Annotated in this window: 15 protein-coding genes and 1 tRNA gene; 3 read left to right on the forward strand and 13 right to left on the reverse strand. The window is 47.9% G+C overall.

The features are described 5' to 3' along the window. Positions 1 to 131: 131 nt before the first annotated feature. The 3 genes from HC248_RS09750 to HC248_RS17705 all read right to left on the reverse strand — a co-directional run bounded on the left by HC248_RS09750 (position 132) and on the right by HC248_RS17705 (position 1,353). Positions 132 to 335 carry a hypothetical protein gene (locus tag HC248_RS09750; protein ID WP_168922261.1) on the reverse strand — a complete coding sequence of 68 codons (204 nt, stop codon included), beginning with the start codon at positions 333 to 335 and terminating at the stop codon, positions 132 to 134. A 160-nt stretch (positions 336 to 495) separates the two neighbouring features. Continuing rightward, positions 496 to 894, reverse strand: coding sequence for a hypothetical protein (locus tag HC248_RS17700; RefSeq protein WP_238342589.1), 399 nt, complete (start codon positions 892 to 894; stop codon positions 496 to 498). A 9-nt stretch (positions 895 to 903) separates the two neighbouring features. Next, positions 904 to 1,353 carry a hypothetical protein gene (locus HC248_RS17705; protein WP_238342590.1) on the reverse strand — a complete coding sequence of 150 codons (450 nt, stop codon included), beginning with the start codon at positions 1,351 to 1,353 and terminating at the stop codon, positions 904 to 906. 521 nt (positions 1,354 to 1,874) lie between these two features. Here HC248_RS17705 and HC248_RS09760 point away from each other — a divergent pair. Then, positions 1,875 to 2,612 (forward strand): dienelactone hydrolase family protein, encoded by a 738-nt coding sequence (locus HC248_RS09760; protein ID WP_168922262.1) that lies wholly within the window; start codon positions 1,875 to 1,877, stop codon positions 2,610 to 2,612. An 844-nt stretch (positions 2,613 to 3,456) separates the two neighbouring features. Then, positions 3,457 to 7,188, forward strand: a complete 3,732-nt coding sequence (locus tag HC248_RS09770) for an EAL domain-containing protein (protein WP_168922264.1) — start codon at positions 3,457 to 3,459, stop codon at positions 7,186 to 7,188. Positions 7,189 to 7,487: 299 nt separating this feature from the next. On the opposite strand, the gene HC248_RS09775 is transcribed toward HC248_RS09770, so the two are convergent. From HC248_RS09775 to aceA, 10 genes are all read right to left on the reverse strand, one after another. After that, positions 7,488 to 7,564, reverse strand: a tRNA-Pro gene (locus HC248_RS09775). 34 nt (positions 7,565 to 7,598) lie between these two features. Further along, entirely contained in the window at positions 7,599 to 8,096 is a 498-nt protein-coding gene (locus tag HC248_RS09780; RefSeq protein ID WP_168923773.1) for a MerR family transcriptional regulator, read from the reverse strand. Positions 8,097 to 8,275: 179 nt separating this feature from the next. Further along, on the reverse strand, positions 8,276 to 8,593 hold the full coding sequence (locus HC248_RS09785) for an integration host factor subunit alpha (protein WP_168922307.1): 318 nt from the start codon (positions 8,591 to 8,593) through the stop codon (positions 8,276 to 8,278). Positions 8,594 to 8,651: 58 nt separating this feature from the next. Then, the gene (gene pheT / locus HC248_RS09790) at positions 8,652 to 11,078 is read right to left on the reverse strand and encodes a phenylalanine--tRNA ligase subunit beta (protein WP_168922308.1); all 2,427 of its coding nucleotides are present in this window, start codon (positions 11,076 to 11,078) and stop codon (positions 8,652 to 8,654) included. Positions 11,079 to 11,110: 32 nt separating this feature from the next. Further along, positions 11,111 to 12,175 (reverse strand): phenylalanine--tRNA ligase subunit alpha, encoded by a 1,065-nt coding sequence (gene pheS, locus HC248_RS09795; RefSeq protein ID WP_420371981.1) that lies wholly within the window; start codon positions 12,173 to 12,175, stop codon positions 11,111 to 11,113. A gap of 160 nt (positions 12,176 to 12,335) precedes the next feature. Then, positions 12,336 to 12,698, reverse strand: a complete 363-nt coding sequence (rplT, locus tag HC248_RS09800) for a 50S ribosomal protein L20 (protein ID WP_168922309.1) — start codon at positions 12,696 to 12,698, stop codon at positions 12,336 to 12,338. A 25-nt stretch (positions 12,699 to 12,723) separates the two neighbouring features. Continuing rightward, positions 12,724 to 12,927 (reverse strand): 50S ribosomal protein L35, encoded by a 204-nt coding sequence (gene rpmI / locus HC248_RS09805; RefSeq protein WP_011802230.1) that lies wholly within the window; start codon positions 12,925 to 12,927, stop codon positions 12,724 to 12,726. A 223-nt stretch (positions 12,928 to 13,150) separates the two neighbouring features. Beyond that, positions 13,151 to 13,741 (reverse strand): translation initiation factor IF-3, encoded by a 591-nt coding sequence (gene infC, locus HC248_RS09810; protein WP_168923775.1) that lies wholly within the window; start codon positions 13,739 to 13,741, stop codon positions 13,151 to 13,153. Positions 13,742 to 13,850: 109 nt separating this feature from the next. Next, a complete protein-coding gene (gene thrS / locus HC248_RS09815) occupies positions 13,851 to 15,758 on the reverse strand; it encodes a threonine--tRNA ligase (protein WP_168922310.1) in 1,908 nt (635 codons plus the stop codon). A 377-nt stretch (positions 15,759 to 16,135) separates the two neighbouring features. Then, positions 16,136 to 17,455: an isocitrate lyase gene (aceA, locus tag HC248_RS09820; RefSeq protein ID WP_168922311.1), complete on the reverse strand. Its 1,320-nt coding sequence runs from the start codon at positions 17,453 to 17,455 to the stop codon at positions 16,136 to 16,138. Positions 17,456 to 17,752: 297 nt separating this feature from the next. Here aceA and HC248_RS09825 point away from each other — a divergent pair, with 297 nt between their 5' ends. After that, entirely contained in the window at positions 17,753 to 18,652 is a 900-nt protein-coding gene (locus HC248_RS09825) for a DMT family transporter (protein WP_168922312.1), read from the forward strand. Positions 18,653 to 18,659: the final 7 nt, after the last annotated feature.

Here is an 18,659-nt window from a genome sequence, read left to right on the forward strand (position 1 = left end):
AAAAAATTCATTAAAAAAAATTTGAATATGGTTTTTTAAGTTTGAGGTTAGACAACAGCTGCACACTTTCTGACTTTTGCGAGGCACTCAGACACAGCCTCCAGTCATCTAACTCAACACCCCCTCATCACTCAACTATTTATATCAACACCTAATTTTGCAAGCTTTGATGCAAACGAATCTCTGCGTTTTACGGCCTTTGCCGCCGTATCAACCGCCGCTTGAATCGCCTTGGGGCCTTTTGCATTGACGAGCTTTATAAGACTTAGCTTGTGGGCAGCATCTGCTTGCGACCTTTTGTAAGTAGCAATGAGTTCGGCATGGGCTTGATTCACAAAAAAACCTTTTTATTTAAAACATTATTTTCGTCGCTTTTGCTTTCGTCACGACCGCTTGTACAAAGCGAAAAAAATTCAAACGGATTTAAATTTATTCATACCTAGCAATAAGACCAATACCTACGCACAAGACAAACGAGGCGATCGCCAAGATCGTTCAGAGAAGAATTATTTCTGCATCACCGCTCAAAATCGGCTGACACAGTATTTTGTAACTATCGGCATCGAAGCCGCCAGCTACAACATCCAATTTAACCGCATCAGCTGCGTTGCTTACGCTACCCAAATAACACCAATTGCGAATCACATGGATTTGACAGTCAGTAGCATCCCGCTCAATTAAGCCGATGGCGCCGGGATAAGGCCAGCAATTCACGCGTAAACCCTCGAGGCTGGTAAAGAGTCTTATGCGGTGTGCCTCTTCGCTCTCATTGCCGCAGCAAACGCCTGCGCATTGCTTGAGCATGGCACGAAAGCAGGCGCGCCCAAGATTGAGCTTTTCCAGTCCCAAGGCGGCATAACAAAGGCTGTGTTTGTCAGCAAGATTACGCAGCATTTCAAGGGCTCAGTGACGGCTAGCAAACAGTCCATACAACATAGGCTCAGCCGCGAAGTTAAGGTCGTTGGAGTAAACCACCTCGGGCAAACCTTGCACGATTCGAAGCGAGCAAAGTCGCTTAATTCGCCTTAGTTTTTTGTTTATCAAAGGCTGCTGCTGCTTAATCAAACTGGCTTCTAACAAAAGAGCACCAATTTCTCCGACAGTGCGGATAAAACTGATTCTGCGAGTTTGTCTTAAGAGACTGGCTTCTTCTGCATTGCGCAGGTGAGAAAGCACCCGACTGCGCAGGTTAACACTTTTGCCGATGTAAAGCGGTAAATCACCCTCTTCACCGTGGAACACATAAACGCCGGGCGCAGACGGTAAATCACCAATGGCTTCGCGCAAATGACTAGGGTATTGATAGCCAAGCGATTGATCAAAGTCGGGATGACGCCGTGCAGGAATTTGCACGACTTAGACTTGTGAAGGTTTAATAAATACAAGCATTGGACGGTAAATTTTCAAGACTTCAACATCATTAAAAGAAAGACTAAGCCAATTGGTAATGTAAGCCTTGATTTTGATGAGTGCAGCGCACAGAGCCATTGCCTTAATCTCCTAGTCAATTGCAAACATTGCATGACGCTCTCTTAAAAAAATAATTGTGTGCGTGGCAAATTAGTCAATTTTTACACCACAAGTCTAGCGATTGGAGTCACTCAAAGATGGTTGACTGCATGAATAAATACAGATTGAACGATTATTAAACTTGACAACCTACAAACAAAAAAAAGTGAAAATAATTTTCACCGAAGCTTAAATTGCAACCATCAGTTTGTGCCAATGAAAAAATCTATGTCTCAGCCTCATGCTCAAGGCAATAAAAAACAAGTTAGTTCTTACAAATGCATCACGTACGGCTCGTGGTACTCTGAAGTTCGAGTTATTTGAAGATTGAGCTAATTTATGGCAGGCCACAAGAAATGCTCCACATGATAGAACATCACTTTGATATCCACACAGCCGACGGTTTGATGAACACCTTTGTGGTTCATCCAGACGAAGGCGGGCCTTATCCCGTGATTCTGTTTTATATGGACGCCCTAGGTAAGCGTGAAGAGCTGCACGATATGGCGCGGCGCTTTGCAGCCGTAGGTTATTTTGTCGTCTTGCCCAATCTTTACTACCGACGCGACCGCGATTTTTGCTTGCAAGAACGAACCGAAGCAGCAATGACCGCAATGTTCACCTTGATGGGTTCGCTCAATGCGGCCACAACAGCCTGTGACACAGGTGCAATGCTAGAGTTTATTGGCACACAGCCACAAGCTGATGCGCGCCGTGTTGGCGCAGTAGGCTATTGCATGAGTGGCCCCTTCGTCATGTGGGCCGCAGCCACATTTCCTCAGCGTTTACAGTGTATTGCGTCCATTCACGGAGCCAATATGGCAACAAAAGCACCGGATTCACCGCACTTGATGGCGCCTCTGATTGATTGTGAAAGTTATTTTGCCTGCGCTGAGATTGACAAGTGGGCTCCTCCGGCGGACATCGCACAGTTGCAGGATGCGCTTCAAAAATCCGGTACTCCACACCGAATAGAGTGGTACCCGGCAGTCGAACACGGCTTTGTATTTCCGCTGCGAATGGGCATCTACAACAAAGCAGCTGCAGAACGCCATTGGGAGCGGTTATTCAGCCTTTTTGAGAGAAATCTCAAAGTGATTTGAAGACCAATTCTTCGGGGCAACTTTGTGTAAAACCGATTTTTTTGAAAAACATCAAAAGCTAGAGCAAAACAAAATCTGGCCTACAACGCTGACAGGGTCATGCCACGGTTTTTAGGTTCACTCAAGCTTAAGTGCCCGTTAAATTTTCGCGCACACTCAACAAATTCGACAGCGCAAACATAGCCACGAGCTGGGCGAGTGCTTGGTCAACAAGGGCGAAGCAATCAAACGGGCATCCATCTACCTACGTACCAGTCTCGAGCAATAGGCCGTACGCAATCAGGATCGCATTCACCACACTCAAGGTTTACGCGACTAATTTGTGGGTCTACAGATGGTTGCGAAAACGCAGAATGGTACGCTCGTCGAACAGACGCCTAAACGCTTGCGGCTGCGCAAAATTTCGGCACAGCCGTATGACAAAGAAGAATTCTTTTATGGCGAGATCGGAGAGCGAAAACCACTGCTGCATGAAGTGAATACGCCGCATAGTTTGCTAACTAAATGGTGGCCGCCCGGTCCTCGGCAGTAATAGGGTGCAATGCGTTCGATCAGCGCAGTGTATAAAACCACCTGATCCATTTATTCCAAGAACACTTAATGACGTATTTTTTGTTTTCTTAACGTTCTGTTTGAGCTTAAGGCTAGCTTGTTTTATGACAATTTTTTTTAGGCCGAAGCTAACTGTAATAAGACGACCGGCGGAGTTGTGGAGCCTGACCATAAAACTTATTGCTCTGCGAGTCAGAATTAAATAGCCACATTTCCAACCAAAAGCGTACACTGAATATATCAAAAATTATCTATTTTTATCATTTTTTGGATAAATTCAAGGATAGCTATTATGGTCATTGCATCAGTTCCGGATTCGGAAGAATACCGCCTACTAGCTCTTGAACAGCTCGAAATTCTTGATTCGCAGGCTGAGGAAGGTTTTGACTCTTTAGTCAAGGCGGCTGCTTTAGTGTGTGAAGTACCTGTGTGCTTAATAAGTCTTGTCGATAAACATCGCCAATGGTTTAAATCAAATTTCGGCTTTTCTAATTTCACGGAAACGCCACGAGACATTGCATTTTGTGCACATACGATTTTGCAAGATGGTCTACTTGAGGTTAAAAACGCCCTAAAAGATAAACGGTTTTACGATAACCCTTTAGTTCTTGGCGATCCGCATTTTCAGTTTTATGCTGGTGCCCCTCTGGTCTTGTCTGGTGGCGCACGTGTGGGAACGCTCTGCATTTTTGACCGTGAACCGCGCACGCTTAATCAAAATCAAAAGCAAGTTCTATTGCAATTAGCTAAGACTGCGAGTCAGCTGATGGAGTTGCGCGCCACTGCTCGCAACAACGAGATTAATTCTGCACAGTTTCGAGATCTGAGTAGCGCCTCGCCAATGGGTATTTTTGCGACTGATCTACTAGGCATTTGCACCTACAACAATGCCGCTTGGCTTAAGATTTTTAATATTTCATTAAAGCAAAGTATTGGATCCAACTGGGCCGCTAGCATCCATCCCGAAGATGCGCCAATAGTTTTCGAACAATGGCAGGCCTTTGCTGAGAAAGGTGAAGTATTTGATGCCGAGTTCCGCATACAGCCAATAGGAGGAGATCTTCGCGTCGTGCATAGTAGTGCGAGCAAGATTATGAATTCGCAAGGCAAGCACACTGGCTATGTAGGAGCAGTCAAAGACATTACGAAACAGTCTCTTGTCGGATACGCCAATCACTCCTTGTTAGGCATGATCAAAAAGCACTTTATGGTCGCGGTGGTCGATTTGTCGGGTCACATAACTGATGTGAATGACGCGTTTTGTGATTTCAATGGCTACTCGCGCGCAGAGTTAATAGGCCAACACCACAACTTGTTGAACTCAAGCTCACACCCCGAATCACTTTTTGCAGAAAGGTGGCTAAAAGTAGAGCAAGGTGAGTCATGGCAAGGTGAAATTTCATACTGCAAAAAAAATGGAAAGCTGCAATGGGTGGATAACGTGATGGCACCACTCAAAGGTGTCTCTGGCCCTGTAGAGAGATATGTTTCGGTCAGTCGCGATATTTCGCAACGTAAAAATTTTGAAGAACAACTGCGTAAAAATAAGCTCTTCCTCGACCGTACAGGCAGCATGGCTGGAGTCGGCGGTTGGGAGGTAGACCTAGTAGCGAACACTGTTTATTGGTCTGACGAGATCTGTCGTATTCACGGCGAAGAGCCTGGTTACGCGCCTTCATTTGATGGGGCAATACACTACTACGCGCTAGACTCGCGCTCTGTCATCACGAACGCAATTGATAGCGCCATTTCGACTGGCAAAGGTTGGGACTTAGAGTTGCAACTAATACGTAAGGACGGCGCTTTAATCTGGGTCAGAGCAATAGGTTCTGTTGAGTTTGAACTGACTAAACCCATACGTCTAATCGGTGCATTTCAAGAAATAACGGAGACCGTTAAAACACGCCAGTTAATTGCAAACATCCACGAGCGTATGCTGCAACTGACAAAAACAGCGGGGGGCGTGGGTGTTTGGGAATATGACGTGCTTAAACATACCCTAGTGTGGGATGAATTAATGTACCGTTTATGTGGTGTTGAGCAAGATGACACGCTTAGTGCAAGAGCTCTTTCGTCACGCCATCTGCATCCGGATGATAGAAAAATAATTAAAAATAAATTTCAAACAGCAATTATTAATGCACAGCAATATGATGCGGAGTTTCGTATTATTTGGACAGATAAAAGTGTTCACACTATCAAAACACTTGGTCACGTAGAGCGTGATGCCACGGGAGCCGCTCAGCGAGTTATTGGTGTAAGTTGGGACGTAACGCATGAACGCGAAATCGAAGCTGTCTTAGTCGAACAAAATGAGCTACTTCGAATCACCATGCAGTCTATCGGTGATGCAGTCATAACTACAAATGCAAAAGGAGAAGTCACGTGGCTCAATCCAGTAGCGGAAAGAATGACTGGATGGGGGGCTCTAGAAGCACACGGGTGTCCATTAAAGAAAGTCTTTCACATCATTGATGAGCAGACGCGATTGCCGCTAAAAAATCCAATCGAGACTTATCTCCAACAAGACCAGATCGTCTGCCTTTTAAACCACACATTATTAATTTCGCGCAAAGGCATAAAGTTTGGAATTGAACATTCTGCTGCGCCCATTCGCAATGCACAAGGCGTGGCACTTGGCGCTGTCGTAGTCTTTCGTGATGTTACAGAGCAACGTCGCCTCGCTAGTGAGATGAAACACCGCGCCACCCATGATGAATTGACTGGCTTGTTCAATCGTGGTGAGTTCGATGATCGCTTAAGTCGTCTTTTAGAAAAATCCAGTGAAGACGGCAGTATTCACACCTTGTTATATATAGATCTAGACGAATTCAAACTGGTTAACGACGCATGCGGACATACGATAGGCGATCAATTACTGAAACAAATAAGTAGTTTGATGGGGGCTGTTATTCGCGACTGCGATACCCTAGCGCGTTTAGGCGGAGACGAGTTTGGTATTATTTTGGAGCATTGCAGCGGCGAGCAAGCTCAGCGTGTGGCGCAGCAGGTCTGTGACCATATAGGGGAGTTCAGACTACATCACGACGGCAAACGCTTTCGCGTGAGCTCTAGCATCGGCCTAGTCGAGCTGAGTCATACTTTCACCAGCACCATCTCAGTGATGCAAGCGGCTGACACCTGCTGCTACGCGGCTAAAGAAGGTGGTCGTAACAGAATTCACACTTGGATTGATAACGACCAAGCTATAAAAGAGCGTCGTCATGAAATGCAGTGGACAAGCCGAATTGAGCAGGCGCTAGACGAGGACCGGTTTGTACTCTATGCCCAGCGATTACATTCTTTAGAAGCCGATACTCAAGGCATACACGCCGAAGTGCTGCTGCGTATGCTTGACAACAACGGCTCTATCATTTCTCCGGCAGCTTTTTTACCAGCAGCGGAACGGTTTCACTTGGCTTCACGTATCGACCGTTGGGTGTTAAACCGCTCGATCGCTTGGCTTAAGGCCTTGGGCTCAGACAGCCCAATTCAGCTGCTTGCGATTAATTTATCCGGTCAAAGTGTCGGCGATATGGCCTTTCACCGAAGTGTTATGGAATATCTTGTGACGCTGCCAGCCACTCTTTGTAAACGCTTATGCTTCGAGATAACCGAAACTGCAGCAGTTACCAATTTAGCTGCTGCTGCACTTTTCATAGAACAAGTACGTGCATTAGGAATCAGCGTCGCACTGGACGACTTTGGCGCTGGTGCGTCATCTTTTGGATTTCTCAAACGACTACGTGTGGACTACCTCAAGATCGACGGTCAATTTATTACGAACTTGCTTGACGATGCTTTGGATGATGTAGCTGTGAGGTGCTTTGTGGATTTAGCCAAGGTCATGAATATCAAAACTATTGCCGAATACGTTGATAAAGCACCGGTTTTAGAGAGGATTAAGGAACTTGGTGTCGACTACGCTCAAGGATTTTTTCTGCACAAACCTGAGCCTATTAATTTTTTACTAAAAAGCCCAGTGACTCATAGCGATGGTCAAGCACATCTAAGCCTTCAGTAAGTTTTCAATTAATTCTTGCTTATCGCTTTATTGACTGTTCTGAAATGATTTGAAACTAGTCAAATTAATAAGCAGCAGAGTCCACTCAAAATTAGTGATGTAGGCTATCAAAGTCGAGCCGACTAAATCAGCCAATAGTCCAATGCCTGCGGCTGCGGCTGCGGCTGCGCTGGCAGTGAACCTTTTGGTATTCAAAGTTAGCCTGTTTTCCCTGCACTAGGGTTGCAAAGTATTCAGCGTAATAGACCCAGCAATAAAAAAGGACTTAGCCTCGTTTGAAACTAAGTCCTTAATCTGATTGGTCGGTGTGAGAGGACTCGAACCTCCTACCCCTTGCACCCCATGCAAGTGCGCTACCAGGCTGCGCCACACACCGAAGATAATAATTATAGCCTGTGCAAATGCTTGTATTAGCAGCGAATACTTAGCAAATCACGGATTTCAAATAACTCTTGTCGCAGAAGTTCTAGCCGATGTGGCTCTATGCTTATTGATGAAAATTCAACGGCTTGAAAATGCTGTGTAGATTGAGGCGAAAGATCATTTGTAGCGATTTTTTCCTCAAGCGCAAGCTGCTCTGTTTTTTCGCGAGGACCGATGTCAAGGGAGCCAAACAATAGCGCTTCGTTTGAGTGTTTATTATTTTGAGTTTGAGCTAACTCTATCAATTTGTTTCGCGCGCCGCTGATAGTGAAACCTTGGTCATACAGCAAATCCCGTATGCAACGAATCATTAAAACGTCGTGGTGTTGGTAGTAACGTCGATTACCTCGCCTTTTCATAGGGCGCAATTGGGTGAACTCTTGCTCCCAGTATCGAAGCACATGTGCTTTGACTCCGCACAAATCACTAACTTCGCCAATAGTGAAATAACGCTTAGTAGGAAGAGTGGGCAGGGGTTTAATCAAATCCATCAGCACGTTGAGGAAAAATTATCTAATTGAGCTTGAAGACGCGCTTAAAAACGTAGCGTTCAAGCTGGTTTCTTTGATTGTTGGACAGGTTAAATCCAAACAATTCAATCATATTAACTCAATAGAAAAGGATATTGACACTGATTTTTGCCACCTTGAAGTTGTCAGCGCACTTAGGCTCCGCCCTGAATCTGATCTTTAAGTTTGAGACTGGCGTGAAAAGTAACCACCCTGCGCGCCTGAATAGGTATTGCCTCGCCGGTCCTAGGGTTACGGCCAGGACGCGGCGATTTTGTACGAATCTGAAAGTTTCCAAAACCCGAAATTTTCACATCTTTCCCGTCAACCAAGCTGTCCGAGACGAGAACAAAAAACGAATCAATCATGTCCTTGGCTTCACGTTTGTTTAGGCCTAGTTGATCGAACAGCATTTCAGCAAGAAAAGCTTTGGTTAGCGCGGGGGTTTCCAGACTTTCAACAGAAAATTCCATAAGTACACTTACCTTTAATCTGCGCTTAGCAGAATGTTGTGTTTGTCTCCACTATCCATCATGCGCGCAAGCGTGCTTGTAATTCACGCTGTAAGCTGGTGAGCACGGACTGCACAGCAGACTCAATATCATCCTCAGTCAGTGTAGCTGTACCGCCCGAAAGAATAAGTCGAACTGCCAAGCTTTTTTCACCCATTTGCAAACTGGTATTGCCAGCCACGGGCCGGTAGACATCGAATAGTTGGGCACGCAGCAAGCGGCCTTGGGTTTGTGCGCCATTGATAGTACGCACCAAGTCAGCATGGGTAACACTTTCAGCGACGATTACAGCAATATCGCGCTCGACTGGTTGCAACTTGCTGACAGGCGAGAATTCAGGCACTGGGCGTTGCAGCACCGCCTCCAAGTCAAGCTCAAACAGCAGCGGCGCAAGCGCCAATTCGTAGCTCTGACGCCACTTAGGGTGAAGCTCACCCACAAAACCAATAGCCTTGCCATTGAGGCTTACGCAAGCGCAGCGTCCAGGATGCATCGCAGGATGTTCTGCAGGTGAAAACTCGGCTTGCAAAGGTGCGAGCAAGGCCTGCACATCGCCTTTGATATCGAAGAAATCGACGGCTTTATCCGCTTGCCCCCAATGCGTGGGTGAACGTGGACCATAGGCTAAACCACTTATACGCATGGGCTGGTTGAATCCGGCCACCGTGGTATCCGTGTTCTGGCTATTCGCATCACGCAAAAAAACATGACCTAGTTCAAACACATTTATGCGCGGTGCTTTACGGTCAAGATTAAACTTAAGCACTTGCAGCAATGAGCCCAACAACGAAGAACGCATCACGCTCATCTGGCTAGCAATCGGATTGAGCAGTTTGATTGGGTTGGCGTTGCCAGCGAGTTCGTGCTCCCAGCGCTCTTCCACAAAACTAAAATTAATCGTTTCTTGATAACCCAAACCAGCCAGTGCGCGGCGCACAGCGAACGGACTACGCTCTGACTCAGGGCGAACCCTAGCGGTGATGGGCGCAAGCGGCGGTGTAGCTGGCAAATTATCGTAGCCCAACATGCGCACGACTTCTTCAATCAAGTCTTCTTCGATTTGCAAGTCAAAGCGAAAGCTTGGCGGGGTTACTGTTAAAGTGCCCTCCCCTTCTTTGACGTCTAAACCCAAGCGCTGCAAAGCATCTAAACATTGAGCCTGCGAGACCGGCATACCCAAAACCTTGGCGGCACGAGCGACACGTAATGTGACTGGCACTGACTTGGGGATGTTGACCTGAATATCGTCCATGGGTCCGCAAACCGTCTCAGGCAGGCCGCAGATATCAAGAATTAATTGCGTGATGCGTTCTAGATGTTCAGTGGTGTGACCTGCATCTACACCGCGCTCAAAACGATGACCCGCATCGGTAGAAAAATTGTAGCGGCGTGATCGGCCAGCAATAGCTTTAGGCCACCAAAAGGCGGCTTCGACGTAAATATTTTGCGTCTCATCCGTAACCGAAGTCGCGTCGCCACCCATGATGCCAGCCAGAGATTCGACTTGAATATCGTCAGCAATGACACCGACTTTTTCGTCAACTGTGACGGTATTGCCGTTAAGTAATTTAAGCGTCTCACCGGCTTTTCCCCAACGCACATCGAGGCCACCATGAATTTTGTCAAGGTCAAAAATATGTGTAGGTCGGCCCAACTCAAACATCACGTAGTTAGAAATATCGACCAATGCAGTCACGCTGCGTTGGCCGCAACGCGCCAACCTGTCCACCATCCAAGTAGGTGTCACCGCTTTAGTGTTAACGCTGCGCAGCACACGACCCGAAAAACGGCCGCACAAATCGGGGGCACTGATCTTGACGGACAAACGACTTTCATCGCCAACCGCAACGCTTGGAAAACTCAGCGCTTTAAGTGGTGAACCGGTCAACGCAGAGACCTCACGGGCTACGCCGTAAATGCTCAAGCAATGCGCCAAATTTGGGGTGAGTTTGAGCGTGAATAAAGTGTCGTCGAGCTTTAAATACTCACGAATATCTTGACCGGGTTGGGCATCATCAGCCAACTCCATTAGGCCGCCATGATCTTCGCTGAGTTTTAGCTCGCGAGCTGAGCACAACATGCCCTGACTTTCAACACCGCGCAACATTCCCAACTTTATCAAGAAAGGTTTGCCGTCTTCACCGGGTGGTAGTTCTGCGCCAACTAGTGCGCAAGGCACTCGAATACCAACGCGCGCATTAGGCGCACCACAAACAATGCTTAGAAAATCACTACGGCCCACATCAACCTGACAAATGCGCAGACGATCGGCATTCGGGTGTTGTTGTGCATCGACGATTTGACCGACCACAATATGGTTAAACGGCGGAGCAACAGGCTTGAGTTCTTCGACTTCTAGGCCAGCCATAGTCAAGGTGTGAGCGAGTTGTTCAGTGCTCAAAGAGGGGTTGCAAAATTCGCGCAACCAGGATTCAGGAAATTGCATTATGTGCTTTCAGCTTATTTTTTTGGATTTAATCAGGATGAGAATTGCGATAAAAAGCGCACATCACCGTCAAAAAACAAGCGTAAGTCATTCACGCCGTAACGCAGCATAGTCAAACGATCTGGCCCCATACCAAAAGCAAAACCGATGTATTTTTCAGGATCAAGCCCCATGTTGCGCACTACATTGGGATGGACTTGACCCGATCCTGCCACCTCCAACCAACGGCCGGCGAGTGGGCCGGTTTGGAACTGTATGTCTATCTCTGCACTGGGCTCGGTGAAAGGGAAAAAGCTGGGACGAAAGCGCAGCACCAAGTCATCAGACTCAAAAAATGTGCGGCAAAAATCCGTGAACACATATTTCAAATCTTTAAAGCTCACGTTCTCACCAATCCACAGGCCTTCGCACTGGTGGAACATGGGTGAATGCGTCGCGTCGCTGTCAACACGGTAAGTGCGACCTGGAGCGATGACACGAATTTCTGGCATGCGTTCGCCAGCATCAATAGCTGCGCGGTGCTTTTTAACATGCTGCACGGCGTAACGAATTTGCATCGGGCTGGTGTGCGTGCGCAGTAAATTAGGTGCAGACTCAGTGCCGCCTTCGACATAAAAAGTGTCGTGCATGGAACGAGCCGGATGATCTTCAGGCGTATTGAGCGCGGTGAAATTAAACCAGTCGGTTTCTATTTCTGGCCCTTGGGCAACATCGAAACCCATGGAACCGAATATGGCTTCTATGCGCTCTAGCGTGAGTGACACAGGGTGTAATCCGCCTTGCGCGCGCTGGCGGCCGGGCAAGCTCACGTCTAGGGCTTCAGCTTTGAGTTGTAGGTCAAGCTCAGCGTCGGCTAGTGCTTGACGACGCTCATTTAAAGCCGCTTCAATCGCCTGTTTGGCCAGATTGATAGCCGCACCGCGCGACTTTTTCTCATCAACGGGCAGCTGCGCCAAACCCTTCATCAATTCGGTGATGCGGCCGGCTTTGCCGAGGAACTGGGCCTTGGCATTTTCCAGATCGGCCGGCATGGCGGCGAGATTAAAACTGGCTTTGGCGCTGGTCACCAATTCATTCAGGGCTAAGTCTTGGGTCATAAATTATTTCTGAATTCTTGTATGCATTTTGTGCTGCGTAGGCAGCTGCGGGTGATAGAGCCGGCAGGCCTGAATGAAAAAAGGGCCAGAGCCTTTTCAAGCTCTGGCCCTTTATTTTCTTACCAGCCGCTATGAATCAGACAGCAACTAGGTTTGAAAATCAGGCAGCAGCCAATTTGGCTTTGACCTGGTCGACGATGGCGCCAAATGCGGCACTGTCGTGAATCGCCATATCGGACAAAACCTTACGGTCAATCTCGATACCGGCTTTGCGCAATCCGTTAGCGAACTGGCTGTAGGTGATGCCGAACGAACGGCTGGCTGCATTGATACGGGCAATCCACAAGCGGCGGAAAACACGTTTCTTGGTACGACGGTCACGGTAGGCATATTGCCCAGCCTTCATTACCGCTTCTTTAGCGACGCGGAAGACATTACCGCGGCGACCGCGAAAACCTTTTGCAAGGGCTATGATTTTTTTGTGGCGGGCGCGAGCCGTTACACCACGTTTGACGCGAGGCATTTAATTACTCCTGAACGTTGTTAAATTAAATGCCACGGCCTGGAAGCATCTGTGCCATGTGACCCATATTGGTCTCATGAACAGCTACTGATCCACGCAATTGACGCTTGTTCTTGGTGGTCTTCTTAGTCAGAATGTGACGTTTGAAGGCTTGACCACGTTTGACCGTGCCACCTGGACGAACTCGGAAACGCTTTTTAGCGCCGCTCTTGGTCTTCATTTTGGGCATATAAATGCTCCTTTTGATTTGTGCTCGTGAGGCGCTGCGAACCTACGCAGACTTGACGGCCCCGAGACACTTATAAAGGCCGCCAGCTCCGAGAAGTTTTAGCTTCTCGCTGCCCGCAGCCTTGGCGAAAAAAGCGCATGGCTTTCTTCAGTCGAAAGACGGATTCTACTCTGACTTTAAGGGATAGCTTTACAGCCAGCCCTTTTAATTTTTATGCGCCGCATTAAGAAGTGCTAGCAGCAGCTTCTGTTGACTGTTTGGCGCCTGGTTTTTTACGACCCGGTGCAATCATCATGACCATTTGACGACCTTCTAGTTTTGGAAACTGCTCAACCAATATCAGATCGGCGAGCTCATCACGAATACGTGCAAGTAAAGCCAAACCGATTTCTTGGTGAGTAATTTCCCGACCACGAAAGCGCAGAGTAATCTTGCACTTATCGCCATCATCTAGAAAACGCTTGATATTTCGCAACTTGATGTTGTAGTCACCATCATCAGTACCGGGGCGGAATTTAATTTCCTTAATCTCGATAACTTTTTGCTTGGATTTGGCGTCCGCCGCTTTTTTCTGCTCGGCATATTTGAACTTGCCGTAATCCATTAATCTACAAACGGGTGGAACCGCTGTTGGAGAAATCTCCACCAGATCAACATCATATTCACCTGCTAGACGCAATGCCTCCATCAAATTGACGATGCCCAAAGGCTCGTTATCGGGGCCAGAGAGACGCACTTCGGGAGCCATGATTTCACGGTTCAAGCGGTGCTTGCGTTCTTCGCGGTGACGACGGTCACGAAATTCTGTAGCGATGGTTTTTGTCCTTCAATGCTTGCTATAAAAGCTATAGCGGCTTTGCCCAATGAGATGATAAAGATGAACCAAAAACGCTCAACAATGTTTGCTTGAGCGTTAAATCTGATCAGGTTTTTTGTGCAATGTCCGTAGCGATTTGCGCTGCAAATGCTGCTAGTGACATGACGCCAAGGTCTTTATTACCGCGGGCTCTTACTGCTACTGCGCCGGCTTCTTTTTCCTTGTCACCAAGAACAAGAATATAAGGGGGCTTTTGTAACGAGTGCTCTCGTATTTTATACGTTATTTTCTCGTTCCTGAGATCTAATTTGACTCTTATCCCTTGATTTTGCAGTGTCTTTGCCACTTCGCGTGCGTAATCAGCTTGTGCATCTGTAATCGTAAGTACGCAAACTTGTTCCGGCGCTAGCCAAGTAGGTATCGCGCCAGCGTGCTCCTCAATCAGTATTCCGATGAAGCGCTCAAGGCTGCCAACAATCGCGCGATGCAGCATGACAGGTCGGTGACGGGCGCCGTCTTCGCCCACGTATTCAGCATCGAGTCGCTCGGGCATTGAGAAGTCGACTTGCATAGTGCCGCACTGCCACTGACGGCCAATCGCGTCTTTTAACGTGTATTCGATCTTAGGTCCGTAGAACGCACCGTCGCCTGGAGATACTTCAAATTCGCAACCGGATGCACGCAGACTTTCCATCAAGGCATGCTCGGCTTTGTCCCAACTTTCGTCTGAACCAATACGGGCTTCTGGACGCGTCGCGACTTTGTAAATGATGTTTTTAAAACCAAAGTCGGTGTAGACCTTTTGCAGCAAGGTTGTGTAGTCGACACATTCTTTGAGAATTTGCGACTCAGTGCAAAAAATATGGCCGTCGTCTTGGGTAAAACCACGCACACGCATGATGCCGTGCAGACCGCCCGAAGGCTCATTGCGATGGCATTGACCGAACTCGCCATAACGCAATGGCAAATCGCGGTAGCTCTTAATGCCTTGCTTGAAAATCAAAATGTGACCGGGGCAGTTCATAGGCTTGAGCGCATATTCACGCTTTTCGCTCTCGGTCGTGAACATGTTGTCGCGGTACTTGTCCCAGTGACCTGTTTTCTCCCACAAAGTCTTGTCTATAACTTGTGGGCCTTTGACCTCTTGATATCCATTGTCTTGGTAGACCTTGCGCATGTATTGCTCAACGCCTTGCCAAATAGTCCAACCCTTGGGATGCCAAAAGACTAGGCCGGGCGCGTGATCATCAATGTGAAATAAATCCAGCTCTCGGCCTAACTTACGGTGGTCACGCTTTTCAGCTTCTTCTAGTTGAAGTAAGTAGTTTTGCAAGTCATCTTTAGTCGCCCAAGCCGTGCCGTAGATGCGTTGCAGCATCTCGTTTTTGTGGTCACCGCGCCAATAGGCACCAGCTAACTTCATGAGCTTGAAAAACTTAAGCTTGCCGGTGCTGGGTACATGCGGGCCACGGCACAAATCTTCAAAATCACCTTCGCGGTAAAGCGAGACATCTTCGTTTGCTGGGATGCTGGCAATAATCTCAGCTTTGTAAAACTCACCTTGGCTTTTGAAATGCTCCACTGCCGCGTCGCGTGGCAATACGCGGCGTGTGACGGCTTCGTCCTTGGCCGCGAGTTCGGTCATACGCTTTTCGATAGCGATCAAATCGTCGGGCGTGAAGGGGCGCTTGTAGGAAAAGTCGTAGAAGAAACCGTTTTCAATCACCGGGCCAATCGTCACCTGTGCATCGGGGAACAATTCTTTGACGGCATAGGCCAACAAGTGAGCGGTAGAGTGGCGAATCAAGTCTAGGCCGTCCGCATCCTTGGCGGTGATGATGCTAAGGGCACTGTCTTTTTCGATCAGAAAACTGGTGTCAACCACTTTACCGTCGACTTTGCCGCCCAATGCAGCTTTAGCCAAGCCTGCGCCAATGGAGGCAGCGACTTCAGCCACGGTAACGGCCTGAGGAAATTCGCGCTGTGATGCGTCTGGAAGCGTGATCTGAATCATGTAATGGACTTTAGAGCGTTGGAGACAACAAAAAGCGCGGAACCTGCCGCGCTATGAAAGTTATCCGAAGAGTAATTTAGTTTGATGACTCAAAACTAGTTAACTGGCTTGGCCGGCAGGGCTTAATCAGTTGAGGCGTGTGAGCGTCGAGTTCGCTGCAATGTCAAAAGACAAGTCGATGGGGTTGGCAGTAGAAAAGCAAACATGCATGTATTTTACGGCAGCTTTGCCCACCCTTTGATTAAGCAGCCTGATAGACATGTCACAAGCCCACTAAAGGCCATAAAAGCAAAATAAAAAACCCGGCAAAAGCATCTTAATGCTCGCCGGGTTTTGACCAATCAACGCTCTAAGTCATCAGAGCGCATTAAAGATTTTTAGTGGAACTGCTCTTCTTCGGTTGAACCTGTCAATGCAGTAACGCTGGACTTTCCGCCCTGAATCACAGTCGTTACTTCGTCAAAGTAACCAGTGCCGACTTCTTGCTGATGGGACACAAATGTGTAGCCACGATCACGAGCTGCAAATTCTGGCTCTTGCACTTTCTCAATGTAAGCCGTCATACCGCGTGCTACATAGTCTTGCGCCAAGTCGAACATGTTGTACCACATCGAATGAATGCCGGCCAAGGTGATGAACTGGTACTTGTAACCCATGGCGCCTAGTTCTTTCTGGAACTTGGCAATGGTTGCATCGTCAAGGTTTTTCTTCCAGTTAAACGACGGCGAGCAGTTGTAGGCCAACATTTTTCCGGGGTGAACTTTGTGCACTGCTTCGGCAAATTTCTTGGCGAACTCAAGGTCAGGCGTGCCAGTCTCGCACCAGACCAAATCAGCGTAATGGGCATAAGCAATAGCGCGACTAATCGCCTGGTCCATGCCTTTACGGGTTTTGTAAAAGCCTTCTGCTGTGCGCTCGCCGGTAATGAATGGCTTGTCGTTTTCGTCGTAGTCGCTGGTGAGTAAGTCAGCAGCTTCTGCATCAGTACGGGCAATCACCAAAGTAGGTACGCCGCAAACGTCAGCTGCCATACGGGCCGCAATCAACTTTTGGCAAGCCTCTGCAGTAGGCACCAACACCTTGCCACCCATGTGACCGCATTTTTTAACTGATGCGAGTTGGTCTTCAAAGTGAACACCAGCAGCGCCAGAATTAATCATGGCTTTCATCAATTCAAATGCATTCAGCACGCCGCCAAAACCAGCTTCAGCATCGGCAACGATGGGGGCGAAGTTATCGATATAGCCCTTGTCGCCAGCGTCAATGCCTTTGGCATGTTGGATTTCGTCCGCACGGCGGAACGTGTTGTTGATACGCTCAACGACTTTTGGCACCGAATCGACTGGGTACAAAGATTGGTCTGGGTACATAGCGGCGTAGCCGTTGTTATCTGCAGCGACTTGCCATCCCGACAGGTAAATGGCTTTCACGCCAGCCTTAACTTGTTGCATGGCTTGACCACCCGTCAGAGCACCAAGGCAGTTCACATAGGCTTCTGTGTTAACCAAATTCCAAAGCTTTTCGGCACCGCGGCGAGCCAAGGTGTGCTCGATTGGGAAGGAGCCGCGCAGACGAACCACATCCGCTGCCGTGTAACCGCGCTTAATGCCTTTCCAGCGGGGGTTGGTTGCCCAGTCTTTTTCAAGGGCGGCGATTTGTTCTTCGCGGCTTGATACTTCAGTATGGTGTTGGGTCATGGTGCGCTCCGTAGGTTAAGAAGAGTTTGAAACTAAACGATTTGATTTCTGGTCTGGGTCTAGTTTAAGTCTTCTACAAGACTATTTTTACTCTTATGTCTTATATAAGATAAAAATTAAATTCAATTAAATCAACAGTTATTTTTGCTTTTGCCACAATACAAAATGTCGTCTCTTATATCGAGAAATATTTTTGCAGCGCAACAATTAAATTTTTCATATTATAAAAAGCACTATGTTGAATATGAAATTTAAACGGCACAATCTCGATTAATTAACGCAATACAGAAAAAATTGATGAATCGCTTCGCCGCCTTTGCCTGTCTCGCCTTGAGCATGACTCTGGTTGGCAGCTATGTAGCCCTCTCCAAACCCTTGGTTGCTGCCCTGCCCGTCTTTTTGCTGGCTTGGCTACGTTTTGGTATAGGCACAGCAGCCATGCTGCGCTGGCTTAAAAAGCCGGCCTTTGAAGCGCCCATGACACAGCTCACCAAGCGCCTATTGTTTCTTGAATCTTTTCTAGGCAATTTCCTGTTCTCCATTTGCATGCTGTACGGGGTGAGCCTGACCAGCGCTTTGGCTGCGGGCGTCATCATGGCCGCCATTCCCGCCGCAGTGGCCCTTCTTAGCTGGATCATTTTGCGCGAGAAAATAAGTCTGCGAATATGGGCTGCAGTGGCCTGTGCAGTGCTAGGAATCAGCTTGGTTTCGCTGTCAAAGAATCAAGGTTTAGAGACTTCTCAACCGCTAAACAGCCAAGCTTGGCTAGGCAATTTACTCTTGATGGCAGCGGTACTTTGCGAGGCCGCTTACGCCGTGATTGGTAAACAGCTCACCGGCGTGCTAAGCCCCAAGCGAATCACATCATTAATAAACCTTTGGGGCTTTGCACTTGTCACACCCTTTGGCTTGTGGGTAGCAATAGACTTTGATTTTGGCGCGGTTCAGCTTCACAGCTGGTTGCTACTGATGTTCTACGCCATGTCAGCCAGCGTATGGACTGTTTGGTTGTGGATGACAGGTCTTAAGCTGGTGGCGGCAAGTCAAGCCGGTATCTTCACAGTACTACTACCGGTTAGCGCAGCGGCTGTCGGTGTACTGGTGCTAGGAGAGCAACTTAACCGAGTGCAGGGTCTGGCATTTGCGATCGCTTTGGCAGGCGTGTTGCTCGCGACCTTGCCGGCCTCGCGTCGCTAGTTTTTTT

This window comes from Polaromonas vacuolata, assembly GCF_012584515.1.
Taxonomy (GTDB): Bacteria; Pseudomonadota; Gammaproteobacteria; order Burkholderiales; family Burkholderiaceae_C; genus Polaromonas; species Polaromonas vacuolata.

Excerpts from the sequence above, each read along its gene's own strand:
- aceA (WP_168922311.1), bottom strand. The coding sequence starts at position 17,455 with ATGACCCAACACCATACTGAAGTATCAAGCCGCGAAGAACAAATCGCC.
- HC248_RS17700 (WP_238342589.1), bottom strand. The coding sequence starts at position 894 with ATGCTGCGTAATCTTGCTGACAAACACAGCCTTTGTTATGCCGCCTTG.
- rpmI (WP_011802230.1), bottom strand. The coding sequence starts at position 12,927 with ATGCCCAAAATGAAGACCAAGAGCGGCGCTAAAAAGCGTTTCCGAGTT.
- rplT (WP_168922309.1), bottom strand. The coding sequence starts at position 12,698 with ATGCCTCGCGTCAAACGTGGTGTAACGGCTCGCGCCCGCCACAAAAAA.
- HC248_RS09785 (WP_168922307.1), bottom strand. The coding sequence starts at position 8,593 with ATGGAATTTTCTGTTGAAAGTCTGGAAACCCCCGCGCTAACCAAAGCT.
- HC248_RS09760 (WP_168922262.1), top strand. The coding sequence starts at position 1,875 with ATGATAGAACATCACTTTGATATCCACACAGCCGACGGTTTGATGAAC.
- pheT (WP_168922308.1), bottom strand. The coding sequence starts at position 11,078 with ATGCAATTTCCTGAATCCTGGTTGCGCGAATTTTGCAACCCCTCTTTG.
- thrS (WP_168922310.1), bottom strand. The coding sequence starts at position 15,758 with ATGATTCAGATCACGCTTCCAGACGCATCACAGCGCGAATTTCCTCAG.
- pheS (WP_420371981.1), bottom strand. The coding sequence starts at position 12,175 with ATGACCCAAGACTTAGCCCTGAATGAATTGGTGACCAGCGCCAAAGCC.
- HC248_RS09825 (WP_168922312.1), top strand. The coding sequence starts at position 17,753 with ATGAATCGCTTCGCCGCCTTTGCCTGTCTCGCCTTGAGCATGACTCTG.
- HC248_RS09770 (WP_168922264.1), top strand. The coding sequence starts at position 3,457 with ATGGTCATTGCATCAGTTCCGGATTCGGAAGAATACCGCCTACTAGCT.